This is a genomic window from Ruegeria sp. HKCCD3925, from assembly GCF_057221175.1.
Genome location: NZ_JBWVBI010000007.1, coordinates 33,623 through 46,004 on the forward strand (window position 1 = coordinate 33,623; position 12,382 = coordinate 46,004).

Below are 12,382 nucleotides of genomic sequence, written 5' to 3' on the forward strand. Positions count from 1 at the left end.
TTAGCCTCCAAAATGAAGGACGCAGATGAGCGTAAAAAGGCGGCGGGCAGTATCAGTATCAACCTCAGCTTTGCCTTCCAGCCTTTCCTGTAACACGCGGCTGCCTTCGTTGTGGATGCCGCGCCGAGCCATATCGATCGTTTCGATCTGGCTGGGCGGCAGTGTTTTCACCGCATCGAAATAGCTCTCGCAGATCTGAAAATAGTCTTTTACGACCTGCCGGAATGGACCAAGCGACAGATGAAACTCAGCCGCCTTCTCGCTGGCTTCGGTGGCGATATCGAAAACCAGTCGCTTGTCACGGATTGATAGCTGCACATGGTAGGGCCCGTCGGGGATCATCCGATCGTCGCGCGCTGGCAGCGTGAACGAGTTATCTTCAAGCAAATCATATATGGCGACCTTCCGCTCCTGCTCGATCTCCGGTGTCGGCGGGGGCAGATTTCGGTCGTCCAGTTCGATATGCGAAATACGGGTCATCTTAACGGTCACAATCCTTGCGTCTGCACAGACCTATAACAACGATTTTCATTGAGCAACGTACAGAAGCGCCATGAGCGCCAAGTCATTGCGTCACTTCAGCCATTCAGCCGGTTAAGGCGCGCCGAAACGGACAGGCCATGCGCTTCGAGGCTTTCGGATTGCGCAAGCGTTTCAGCCGCCGGGCCGATGGCGCGCAAAGCTTCGGGTGTCATCTGGCTGAGCGTTGTGCGTTTGAGAAAATCCATCACGCTAAGGCCAGACGAAAAGCGCGCCGAACGCGCTGTGGGCAGCACGTGATTGGGGCCGCCGACATAATCGCCAATGGCTTCGGGCGTGTACTGGCCAAGGAAAATGGCACCGGCATGGATCGTTTGCTGGCTTAACGCCACCGGGTCGGCCACGCAGAGTTCCAGATGTTCGGGCGCGATGCGGTTGGACAACGCGGCAGCCTCGTCCAGATCGCGCACAGTGATTACGGCACCAAAGTCGCGCCAGCTGGCCCGGGCGATGGCGCGGCGTTGCAGGGTCTCAAGACGTTTTTCCACCGCTTGCGTCACGGCTTGACCAAATTCTGCGTCATCCGTGATCAAAATGGACTGGGCGCTTTCGTCATGCTCGGCCTGGCTGAGCAGGTCCAGCGCGATCCAGTCGGGGTCATTATCCTTGTCGGCGATTACCAGAATCTCCGAGGGGCCCGCGATCATATCGATGCCGACTTTGCCAAAAACCCGACGTTTGGCAGCGGCGACAAAAGCATTGCCCGGCCCGGTGATCTTGTCCACCGGCGCAATCGTATCGGTGCCATAGGCCAAAGCGGCCACAGCTTGCGCGCCGCCGATGCGATAAATCTCATCCACGCCCGACAGTTGTGCCGCCAGCAGGACCAGCGGGTTTGCCTGACCCTCAGGTGTGGGGACGACTATGGCCAACCGGTCTACGCCCGCCACCTTCGCAGGTATTGCGTTCATAAGAACCGACGACGGGTATGAAGCCAATCCGCCCGGCACATAAAGCCCCGCAGCCGACACCGCCGACCAGCGCCAGCCGAGTGTTGCGCCTGCCTCATCGGTCCACTGATGATCCTCGGGCATCTGCTTTTCGTGATATGCACGAATGCGTTCTGCTGCCAGTTCCAACGCGGCGCGGTCCTGGGGCGTGACCTGCGCGACGGCCTCGGCGATCTCATTGGATGAAAAGGCCATGGTCTCGGGCGTCAGCTCCAGCCGGTCGAATTTCGCGGTAAGTTCGATCACCGAAGCATCACCACGGGTCCGCACATCATCGATGATCTGCGCCACAACCGCATCCACGTCGGGGCTGTCCTCGCGCTTGGCGGACAACAGCGCCTGAAATGCAGGTTCGAAATCGGCGGAGGTCGTATCGAGGAAAACGGGCATGTGAGAGACTCCGGAAGCGTTTCAACGGGTCTTATCGCCCGGGCCGGGTGGCCTCAACCCTTAGGCCGCTGGTTGCAGCGATTTGCGCATCGGGAATTGGGGGATGCCGTGCCATTCCGTCGGGTCGCCGACATCTTGCCAGCCGTGCGCCAGATAGAACGGATGTGCCGTTTTGGTCGCGTGCAGATGCGCCTCAGAGGCGCCACGTGTCTGCAGTTCCTCTTCCAACCGATGCAGCAGCGCTGCTCCGAGCCCGCGCCCTGCGTGATCGGGATCGACATAGAGCAGAGATATCTCACCCTCGCCACTTAAACCGCCCACTGCAGTAACCACTCCCACTTGCGTAGCGACCCAAAGGATTGCTCCACTATCGATCCAGTTTCGGACCGAAGCCGGATCCTTATTGGCAGACCAGCGGGAAAGGTTTTCGGGATTATCCAGATGATCCGCCCGACAGAGGTCACGGATCGATCGGATCAGAACACGGCTGATGTCGAATACATCAAACACGGTTGCCCGCCGCACCGCGATGCCGCGTGGCGGATTCGGGAAGGCCTGAGCGATGCCACGTTTATTCTTCACTCGGGGTGATGGGGCGCTTGTCCAGAAGGCGCCTTGTAGGGACGCGTCACATCCTTGAGCGTTGCATCGATGGCCTCAACCGACAGGCGGATCGCGCCGTCGCCTGCCAAGGTCAACAGGATTTGTCCCGCACCATCCTCGCTTGACTCGAATTCGACCGAGAGCAGAGACAGGATCATGTCCTTGTCGCTGCGGTCGATGCCCTGACTGGCTACCGACAGAACCGAGCCGAACATCAAAACGGCCTGCACCCGCTCGTAGGCGCGACCGCGCCGGGCAGCGGCATCCTTGTCTTCCCAACGAAAGCGATTTAGCAACAGCGCAAAGCGGCGCTGGCCGGGTTGCCATGTCATCTCGGTCACCGGGAAAACCGCATCCTGCGTCAGGGTCGCAATCACCTGGAGATCATCCGCATCCTCGGCTCCAAGGTTCAGCGGTGCCTCGCGGCCATCTTTGAAACTTGCGTCTGTCATTGACCCTTAATCCGTTCGATCTTTGCGCCCACGCCTTCCAGCTTGCGCACCACATGTTCATATCCGCGGTCCAAATGATAGACCCGACTGACAACCGTCTCACCTTCCGCCGCCATTCCGGCAAGGATCAGCGAGACCGAGGCCCTCAGGTCTGTCGCCATCACCGGAGCACCTTTCAATCGTTCGACCCCGGTTACGGTGGCCGTGCCGCCATGTACCTCGATATTCGCGCCCATGCGCACCAGTTCGGGCGCATGCATAAAGCGATTCTCGAAAATACGCTCTTCAAGCACGGACACACCCTCGGCAGTGCACATCAGCGCCATCATCTGCGCCTGCAGATCGGTCGGGAAACCTGGAAAGGGTTCGGTGACCACATCGACCGAGGTCACACGCCCGTTCTTACGAGAAACTTTCAGCCCCTTGTCGGTTTCAGAAACACTGATCCCCGCCGCATCCAGCTTGGCAGCGAAGGATTCGACCAGCGACATGCGCCCGCCCAGCAGCTCAACCTCGCCCCCGCAGATCGCCGGGGCCAGCATATAGGTGCCAAGTTCAATCCGGTCGGTCACCACCTGATGGGTCGCGCCGTGCAGACGATCGACACCCTGAATTTCGATGGTCGAGGTCCCCTCACCCGAAATCTGAGCGCCCATCTTGCGCAAGCATTCGACCAGATCGACAATCTCGGGCTCGCGCGCGGCGTTTTTCAGCACCGTGGTGCCCTTGGCCAGCGTGGCGGCCATGACGATGTTCTCGGTCGCGCCAACCGAGGCAAAGCGCATCTCATGCACAGCACCTTTCAGCCCGCCCGACGCCTTCGCGTGCAGATAGCCATCTTTAAGCTCGATCTCGGCGCCCAGCGCCTCAAGCCCTTCGACATGCAAATCCATCGGGCGCGCGCCAATTGCACATCCACCAGGTAGCGACACCACGGCCTGCCCCAGCCGCGCCAGCATCGGCCCCAACACCAGGTTCGAAGCGCGCATTTTTCGCACGATGTCATAATCCGCCGTGTGGCTGTTCAGGTCATGGCTGGACATCGCAATGACCTGACCATCCTGCAGCGAAGACACCTCGGCACCCAGCGACCGCAGCAGCGCCGTCATGGTCTTGATGTCACTCAAACGCGGCGCATTGGTCAACGTCAGCGGTTCTTCGCTGAGCAAGGTCGCGGGCATCAGCGTCAGACACGCATTCTTGGCCCCCGCAATGGGAATCTGCCCGTTCAGCGGGCCATTGCCCGTTACCAGAATCGAATCCATTTGCTCTTATCCCTCGTCCTTGCCGGCTTTGTCCCCGGAGGTGGCTCGCGCCTTGGCCTGAGCCTTGCGTCGCGCCATATTCGCTTTTAGCGCCGCCTTTAGACGGTCTTCGCGCGTTTCCCCGGACTTGCCGTGTTTTTTAGGTGAATTTTTGTCTGCCATTGCCTTTCTCTACAGGAGTAGAAAAAAACCGTCCAGACACCCTTGCGCCGCGTTTCGTTTGAGTCTAATCACCCGCCCACAGCGCTGCTGTAGCTCAGAGGTAGAGCACTCCCTTGGTAAGGGAGAGGTCGAGAGTTCAATTCTCTCCAGCAGCACCATCTTCACGTCCGACATAATGCTTCGAGTGGTGTACGATCACGTGGCGTCTCTGCCACTGGCATTTTCATTGAATTGAGTTGAAGTTGACGCGCGCGCAAGCGCCTGATGACAGCGGGCGGTTGCATCACAACCGCCCGTGCCTAGATTTATTCCGCAGGTGCTGTGGTCTGCTTTTGCCTCAGGCCATCGCGATAAAGCGCCTTGGCGAGCGCTATGCACATCAGGCCCATGACCATCGTAAAGGGTAGCGCACCGATGATCATCGCATTTCGCAAGGCGTCCATCGGATTGTTTTCACCCGCAGCGAGGATCAGAGCACCAATCACCGCTGTCAGGATAAGGCCCCAGACGATCTTGTGCTTGTTGCCGATGTTCTGATCTCCGCCAGACATGATGGTGTTCATCACCAGAATGCCCGAGTCCGCCGAGGTGACCAGGAAGGTCATGATCAGGACGACGCACATCACGGTGATGCCAGACAACAGCCCACCGGTGATCATCTCTTGCAAGGTGACAAACAGCTTGGCGGTGTTCGACGCCCCGATGATCGCGCCTTCGGCGGTGCCATTCAGTTCTAGATCGATCGCGGTGCCACCCAGAATGGTCATCCACGCAAAGCAGACCAGCGCAGGGGCAAAGACACAACCGATGATGAACTCACGCACAGAGCGTCCCTTGGAAATGCGCGCCAGGAACAGGCCGACGAACGGCGAAAACGCGATCCACCAGGCCCAGTAGAACGTGGTCCAGCCCGCTTGCCAGCCAAACTGCCGACCCGGATCACCTGCGGCGTAGACCGAAGCCAGAACAGATTCCGGCAGCGCGGCGGCGTCGCCTTCCAGGCCAGATTTAAACCCGTCAAACGATCCCCAAGGATTGGTCGCACCGGCATAAAGCGCATCGGCAAACGGCGCTGCTTCACTCGGCAGGGCAGCATCAAACGCCGCCGCCGATTGCGGATTGAAAGCACCAAAGCTGAGCGAAATGAAGTGCAGGATGTAATCGACAAATGCAGTTGCGTAAGTCGTCATCGCGAACAGGAACGACCCAAAGACAACAAAGACCAGCAACAGGATCAGCGACAACACCAGGTTCAGGTTAGACAGGTACTTGACGCCACGACCAACACCAGAGACAGCCGAGATGATCGAAAGGCCCATGATCACAATGAGGCCAGCCAGCAGACCAACAGTGCTGGGGGCTGGTGCGTCACCGGTCAGATCCATCATCCATTCCATACCCGAAATGGCGTATAGGCCGTCGATGAACTGCGAAACCCCGTACCCGATGGTAACTGAAACACCCAAAATGGTTGCCACCACGCCCAGTACATCCACGACGTGGCCCAGGAAGCCGTTCATCAGCTTGCCGAACAGAGGTGTCAGCGCGGTGCGAATAGTCAGGGGCATGTTGCGCGTGTAGGCGTAATACGCCAGCGACAGGCCGGTCACCACATAGATCGCCCAGGCGTGAAACCCGTAATGCAGGAAAGTGTAGCGATATCCCGACTGCAATGCGTTTTCGCTATTGCCGACGACATCGCCCGCGATGACAACCGGGTTCGATCCCCACAGCCCTAAAGGCTCAGCGGTAGCGAACACCATGAGACCGACGCCCAAGCCCGCGCCAAACATCATCGAAAACCATGAGAAATCCGAGAATTCTGGTTTTTCGCCCTCTGGGCCCATAAGCCGCTTACCGGTTTGCGGCAGCGCCGCCACGACAAACAGGAAAAAGACAAAAAAGCCGACAATAATGATATAGAAGGCGTTGAAATCTTCCAGCAGACGCGAGTTCAGGCTTCCAAGAACTCCGTTTGCATTTGCGGGCCAGACAAGCGCCCAGATAACCAGCGCGACCATGATTGACTTGCTCAGCAAGGCAATCTCAACACTGTGCCCTTCATAAAACCCGCCCGAAGATCGCTTGATCTCCAGATCGGTAAAAGGTTCCTTCATAGACATGTGTTTCCTCCCTATTCGCACGTGTCCTGATTTCCAGAAAGATCTTCATGAGCGTCCCGGAGCTTCGCCATCGAGCCCTACGTCAGCAGAGCTTCTATTTTTTCGAGGGTCGCTACACTGACAGCCACACCATCGTTCTTGGCCACCAAACGCTTTGCCTGGCGGCCGTCACCGGGCAAATGTGCGCCGTTCTGAGATCGGATCGCTTCGACAAGATCGACAATTCTGGAAGAAAATGCGTCATCCGCAGTCGCAGAAGCGTCAATTGCAATAAAGAACTGGCCTGTTTTCGGAGGCCCACCGGCGGTTCCCGAAAAAGGTGAGGCGTGTATCCCAAGCGTGGCACCGGTCAGCGCTGCAGCCAAAACCTCGGTCATCAGGGCAACGCCAACCCCCTTGTACCCACCCGATGGGGCCATGGAACCCTTAAGCCCAACATTCGGGTCGGTCGTAGGGTTGCCATCTGCGTCCAACGCCCAGCCAACCGGGATTGGTTTGCCTTCGCGCGCGTGTTTCATGACCTCGCTTTTGGCGATGGTGCTGGCACTTTGATCGATCAGTAATGCGGGTTGGCCGTCGTTTCCAGGGACCGCGATTGAGAACGGATTGGTCCCGACCACCGGTTTGGCACCACCGGACGGCGCGATGGAGGCGGGCGCGTTGGTGAACCCAAGTCCCACAAAACCAGCCTGTGCCAGCCGGTAGGTGTGATACCCCAGAACGCCGCAGTTATAGCTGTTGCGGATCGCTAGCACCGCAACGCCCTGCGTGCGCGCCGCAGCGATCAATGCCTCGAACCCCGCGTCGATCGCCGTGTGGGCGAACCCGGTTGCCGCGTCGACCGTCACTACGCCGGGGCGCGGCTGGGACAGCTGAGGGGTGGCCTGCCCATCTACCTTGCCGCACTGAACATGTTCGCAATAGATCGGGATATAGGCCAGACCATGGCTCGCTACCCCGTCCGCCTCGGTTGCGGCGGTTGCAATTGCCAATGGGCGCGCGTTTTCTTCGCTGGTGCCCGCGGACACCAACGCACGGAAAGAAAGATCCTCGATTTCAGCTAGGCTAAGGGTACGGGTTTCGATCATGTCGCTCTCTCATTCAGTCATTGTCGGACAGGCCAGCGCCGGCACCCAACAGTCGGGATTCATCGGTAGCAGGCGCGTAGGTGCGATGGGCAAATCGGTTGAGGGTGTCCCAGCAAACCGGGTCCGGGGTTGCGCGGGTCACGTGCGGTCGAGGGGTGGTAAGTTGGCCGCCCAGCGTGATCTGGGTGTGATCAGAAAACGATGGCCAATCCTGCCCCGCCTCCAGACGATCGCCATCCGTTGCGGCCCTGAACAGATCGCACGTATGCGTGATCACGTTATTCTGGGCGCGTGCCGCCGAGGCTACGAAGGGCAGCAGAAAAACAGGTACTGCGAGCTTCTGAATACGTATGGGACCTGCGTGCAGCAGGTCAGACCGATCAGACAGCAAAGCGCCCGTGATGATCGGGCAAAGCACGCCTTGCCCCGCCCAAGCCGACTGCATCTCAACCGGGCGGTGATTCTTGAGCGAGGCCGCCAGACCTTGCTCCAACAATTGCGCCAGGGATTTCGTGCCATCAATCCCGTGCGCGCATAGCCAACGTGTGGCTTTGCCCGCTTCTTCCGCCAGACCCCATGGATATCCGGCTCCGCGCGCGGCGCGTTTGGCCGTGGCTTCGACCTCATTCAGCGATACGTTCACGGTCCAAGCTCCGGATAGACCCACAGATCGGCAGTCTTGCTGCTTAACTCTTCGGGATAAGGCGCGCCAGCATACATGCAGATACGTACCCAGCGGTCTGAACGAGGATCGAAATGCGTGGCACCAAAGAACGAGAGTTTGGCACGCAGCATGTCGATCGGCAGAACATCCGCGCTGATCGTGTTGTCGCGAATTTCGCCGTAAGGCGCGACGCGGCTCATTTGCGCGCGACGGATCGTGTGGCGGTGTTCAGGGTGTTCAAGTAGGAACTCGGCGATGGGTGCACCATCCGCCCATTCCGAAAGCGCGCTTTCGGCCAGAGCCGCGTCGCGCGCCGGGGCAAGCGGCTGTTCGTAGTCTGCAATCGGTTCGTCAAACCGCTCACCCAGCCGGGGCTCGAGCTTTTCCTCGGACACATACCAAGCGCGCGCGCAGTGTTCGGGCGCGTTCCAGTCCAGACCCATTGCCCAGCCAAAGCTGGCGCGGATCAGGTCGCGCACCGCGCCAACGGTCATCGTGCCATCAATCACATGCGCCGCACTGTTGCTGTCTGCCATACAGCTGGTCAGCCCATCGACCAGTTCTCCGTAGGGTTCAAGGATCAGCGAGGCCAGCAACTCCTGCCCTTCTTCGCTGAGCGCAGCCTGAGACCACAATATCAAGCGGTCCCACGGCTGATTGCCCGTCAGATCGGTCTTGTCGAGATAGTCCGATATTGCGCACAAGTCAGCATTCAGCGCCGCAAGCTTTTCGATCTGGATTGGATGTTCGGACTTCCACCACGAGATCGACAATTTGCTACGGGCGAAGATGTTGCGAAACTTGGCCGCTTCTGCCTCTGTTGCGGTCTCAATGGACCGAACCCGCGAGATCGCCTCTTCCCGGACCATGATCCAGTTGTTGAACAGGATCGGGTGATTGACGATGAAAGGCGCCATACCTAGCCCGGTCGAATTGCCGATGCCCAGCCAACGCGCGATTTCCGGGTTCAACTCTGCGGTCTGGTCGCCACCCTTGGTGCGGGCCATATGTTGCACCAGATCGCGCACGAAGGTCCGCGTCAGGTAGACCGAAAGCATCTCGGCCTGAAATGGCGCGCTGACTTCGTCTCGGTCTGCAATCCTCTCACGATCCGCCGCGCCGAACTTGCCCGAGCCATAGACGGCGGTTGTCCGCATCAGGTAACCGACCTTGTAAATCTGTTCGAGGTCGGGCTGCTGACCGGTGGCAAGACGATCCACAACATGTGCCCACAGACGCACCGAGCGGTTGGCGCGTGACAAGGACAGCTCGCTTTCGCTTACGCGCCCGGCCTCTTGCAGAGGTACGTTTTGCGAAAGCCGCTCAATGTCTTCCGGGTCAGGAATTCCGTCAAACAACGCAAAGGTCGCGTCCCATGCCTCGGCGATCACACGATCCGAGCGTTGCTCGGGTGGCAGATCATGGGCAAACGCCACCAACGAATAAGCGCGTTCCGGACCTTGTGCAGTGTAGACCGCGTGACCGACGCCCTTTTCATCAATCTGGAAGACTGGGCGGGTGAACGTCCAGTTTTCGGCAGCCATCCGACGGGTCAATTGCCGCATGAAACTTAGACGGCATTGATGCGACGATCCTAGACGGGACAGGCGCATCACAGTGGCCTGGTCGCGGCGTGCGATATGCGGGTTTTGGTCCATCATGTGCCTTGTGGCCCAAAATTATCGGCAAAGAAGCGGTACCAGTTGCCGCCCATGATCCCCGCGACCTCGTCGGAGTTCATGCCAGTGGCGCGCAAGCCGGACTCGATGTTGCCGAAGTCGCGATTGTCCCGAAACCAGCCCGGCATTGGCGGGAAACCGGGGGCCGAGGCCGAACCCTCGCCATAGTCGATCTGTTTTGTCCAGCGCCCCACGCGCATCCATTCAACCACACTGTCGGGCTGATCTTGACACAGGTCGGTGCCAATCCCCAGATGCTGGGCACCGTATTTCTCAGCCGTTCGGGCGATCATCTCACAGAAACTCTCCAACGCGCAGTCGGACTTGTCCTTGAGGTGATGAGGATAGACCGAAAAGCCCAGCATCCCACCATTTTTCGTCACCGCCCGGATCACCGCATCGCGCTTGTTGCGTAAAGCGGGTGACCATTCGTGCGGATTGGCATGGGTGATGGCGATGGGGCGCTCGGACAATTCCGCCGCTTCGATGGTCGACCGATCCGCCGAATGGCTCATATCGACAACAAGGCCCACGCGGTTCATCTCTTTGATCACCTGCTTGCCCATGCGGGTGATGCCGGTGTCTTCGGCCTCGTAACAGCCGGTCGCCAGCAGCGACTGGTTGTTATAGGTCAGCTGCATGAAGCGAGCGCCCAGATCATGCAGAACCTCAACCAGACCGATATCGTCTTCGATCGGGGATGGGTTCTGAAACCCGAAGAATACAGCCGTCCGCCCCGTTTCGCGCGCGATGTCGATGTCGCTGGCCCAACGGCCTTTCATGATCAGGTCCGGGTATTGCTCGAACCAGCGATTCCACTTTTCAAAGTTCAGAACGGTTTCGCGGAAATTCTCATGATAAGCGATGGTGACGTGGATCGCATCCACGCCGCCTTCGCGCAGTTGGCGGAAAATCTTCTCCGACCAGTTGGCATATTGCAGCGCGTCGATACGCATCAGACGGGGCCTGCGCTGATATAGGCGGTCTTGACGGTGGTATAGAACTCTGCCGCTGCTTTGCCTTGTTCGCGCGGCCCGTACGAGCTGTCGCCGCGACCGCCAAAGGGTACGTGATAATCGGTGCCTGCTGTAGGCAAATTCACCGTCACCACACCAGTTCGCGCATTGCGGCGGAAATGGGTGGCACGGGCCAGCGATTTAGTCACGATGCCCGAGGTCAGGCCGAAATTGGTGTCGTTCACCACACTCAGCGCCTCGTCATAGCTGCCGACCTTGATCACGCTGGTCAGCGGCGCGAACATTTCCTCGCGGTTGATGCGCATGTCGTTGGTAGTGTTCAGGAAAACGCCGGGCGACATGTAGAAGCCGTCATGCGGCATTTCCAGACGTTGACCACCACAGGCCAGTTCGGCCCCTTCGGACTTACCCAGATCGACATAGGCCAGGTTTTCGTTCAATTGCTGCTGGCTGACGACGGGACCCATCTGAATGCCCTGCTCCAGCGCGTGACCAACCTTCATCGCCTGCGCACCTGCGACGAGCTTTTCGACAAAGGCATCATGGATGCCCGCGTGAACCACCAGCCGCGACGAGGCGGTGCATTTTTGACCGGTGCCGCCGAATGCACCACCCAGCGCCAGCGTCACCGCCAGATCCAGATCGGCGTCGTCCATCACGGCCAGCGCGTTTTTCGACCCCATCTCCATCTGTACCTTGGTCAGGTTCTGGATCGCCGCCGCCGCGATGCCCTTGCCGACCGGAACCGAACCGGTGAAGGAAATCGCGTTGACCTTGGGGCTTTCGACCATACGTTGGCCAATCGAACGGCCCGAGCCCATCACCAGGCTGAACAGACCCTTGGGAATGTCCTGACGTTCGATGATCTCGGTCAGGGCCACAGCCGAGGCAGGCGTGATGTTGGCCGGTTTCCACACAACAGCGTTGCCATAGCACAGCGCGGGCGCAATCTTCCACGAAGCGGTCGCGGTGGGAAAGTTCCACGGGCTGATAATGGCGACAACACCCACCGCTTCGCGGCGCACGTCAATCTCGATGTCGGGGCGAACGGAGTCGGCGTTTTCCCCAATCTGACGAAGACATTCAGCGGCGTAGTAGGTAAAGAACTGACCCGCTCGATAGACCTCACCCTTACCCTCGGCCAGCGGTTTGCCCTCTTCCCGGCTGAGCAACGTGCCCAGTTCCTCGGCGCGGGTCATCAGCTCGTTACCGATGGCGTTCAGAACTGCCTGCTTACGTTCCAGCCCATAGGCAGCCCATTCAGCTTGCGCGACACGTGCCTGATCCAGCGTCGCTTCAAGTTGGTCGCTGCTGGCTTGCGCGAACATACCAACCAGGTCAGTCAGATCAGAAGGGTTGCGGTTTTCGATTTCGCTTTCGCCTGCCAGCCATTCGCCAGCGATCAGGTTCAGTTTGGTCACAATGCGCCCCAGAGTCAGAATTCGTTTGTCACAGGATGGATTTTCTGATGCACATCAGTCAAACTCAA

12 protein-coding genes and 1 tRNA gene are annotated in these 12,382 nt (G+C 59.0%); 1 reads left to right on the plus strand and 12 read right to left on the minus strand.

From position 1 onward, the window contains the following. From AC2TEM_RS16955 to AC2TEM_RS16980, 6 genes are all read right to left on the minus strand, one after another. Positions 1 to 480, minus strand: coding sequence for a UPF0262 family protein (locus AC2TEM_RS16955; RefSeq protein WP_170398457.1), 480 nt, complete (start codon positions 478 to 480; stop codon positions 1 to 3). Between the two features lie 98 nt (positions 481 to 578). After that, entirely contained in the window at positions 579 to 1,880 is a 1,302-nt protein-coding gene (gene hisD, locus AC2TEM_RS16960) for a histidinol dehydrogenase (protein WP_170425685.1), read from the minus strand. 60 nt (positions 1,881 to 1,940) lie between these two features. After that, positions 1,941 to 2,462, minus strand: a complete 522-nt coding sequence (locus AC2TEM_RS16965; protein WP_170425683.1) for a GNAT family N-acetyltransferase — start codon at positions 2,460 to 2,462, stop codon at positions 1,941 to 1,943. After that, a complete protein-coding gene (locus AC2TEM_RS16970) occupies positions 2,459 to 2,935 on the minus strand; it encodes a DUF2948 family protein (RefSeq protein WP_170425681.1) in 477 nt (158 codons plus the stop codon). Before AC2TEM_RS16970 ends, AC2TEM_RS16965 begins: the two co-directional genes overlap by 4 nt. After that, positions 2,932 to 4,200 carry a UDP-N-acetylglucosamine 1-carboxyvinyltransferase gene (gene murA / locus AC2TEM_RS16975; protein ID WP_170398447.1) on the minus strand — a complete coding sequence of 423 codons (1,269 nt, stop codon included), beginning with the start codon at positions 4,198 to 4,200 and terminating at the stop codon, positions 2,932 to 2,934. The genes AC2TEM_RS16970 and murA overlap by 4 nt, the downstream gene beginning before the upstream one ends. Positions 4,201 to 4,206: 6 nt before the next feature. Then, positions 4,207 to 4,362, minus strand: coding sequence for a hypothetical protein (locus tag AC2TEM_RS16980; protein WP_170425679.1), 156 nt, complete (start codon positions 4,360 to 4,362; stop codon positions 4,207 to 4,209). A gap of 83 nt (positions 4,363 to 4,445) precedes the next feature. Here AC2TEM_RS16980 and AC2TEM_RS16985 point away from each other — a divergent pair. Continuing rightward, positions 4,446 to 4,520: transfer RNA gene (locus AC2TEM_RS16985), tRNA-Thr, on the plus strand. Positions 4,521 to 4,667: 147 nt separating this feature from the next. Here the strand turns inward: AC2TEM_RS16985 and AC2TEM_RS16990 are convergent. The 6 genes from AC2TEM_RS16990 to AC2TEM_RS17015 form a co-directional block, all read right to left on the minus strand. Then, positions 4,668 to 6,485 (minus strand): BCCT family transporter, encoded by a 1,818-nt coding sequence (locus AC2TEM_RS16990; RefSeq protein WP_170425677.1) that lies wholly within the window; start codon positions 6,483 to 6,485, stop codon positions 4,668 to 4,670. A gap of 77 nt (positions 6,486 to 6,562) precedes the next feature. Next, entirely contained in the window at positions 6,563 to 7,573 is a 1,011-nt protein-coding gene (locus tag AC2TEM_RS16995) for an Ldh family oxidoreductase (protein WP_170398430.1), read from the minus strand. Positions 7,574 to 7,586: 13 nt separating this feature from the next. Continuing rightward, positions 7,587 to 8,216, minus strand: a complete 630-nt coding sequence (locus AC2TEM_RS17000) for a DUF3726 domain-containing protein (RefSeq protein ID WP_170425675.1) — start codon at positions 8,214 to 8,216, stop codon at positions 7,587 to 7,589. Further along, positions 8,213 to 9,895, minus strand: coding sequence for a hypothetical protein (locus AC2TEM_RS17005; RefSeq protein WP_480790614.1), 1,683 nt, complete (start codon positions 9,893 to 9,895; stop codon positions 8,213 to 8,215). Before AC2TEM_RS17005 ends, AC2TEM_RS17000 begins: the two co-directional genes overlap by 4 nt. Beyond that, a complete protein-coding gene (locus tag AC2TEM_RS17010; protein ID WP_170425671.1) occupies positions 9,895 to 10,872 on the minus strand; it encodes a membrane dipeptidase in 978 nt (325 codons plus the stop codon). Before AC2TEM_RS17010 ends, AC2TEM_RS17005 begins: the two co-directional genes overlap by 1 nt. Next, on the minus strand, positions 10,872 to 12,314 hold the full coding sequence (locus AC2TEM_RS17015) for an aldehyde dehydrogenase family protein (RefSeq protein ID WP_170425669.1): 1,443 nt from the start codon (positions 12,312 to 12,314) through the stop codon (positions 10,872 to 10,874). The genes AC2TEM_RS17010 and AC2TEM_RS17015 overlap by 1 nt, the downstream gene beginning before the upstream one ends. Positions 12,315 to 12,382: the final 68 nt, after the last annotated feature.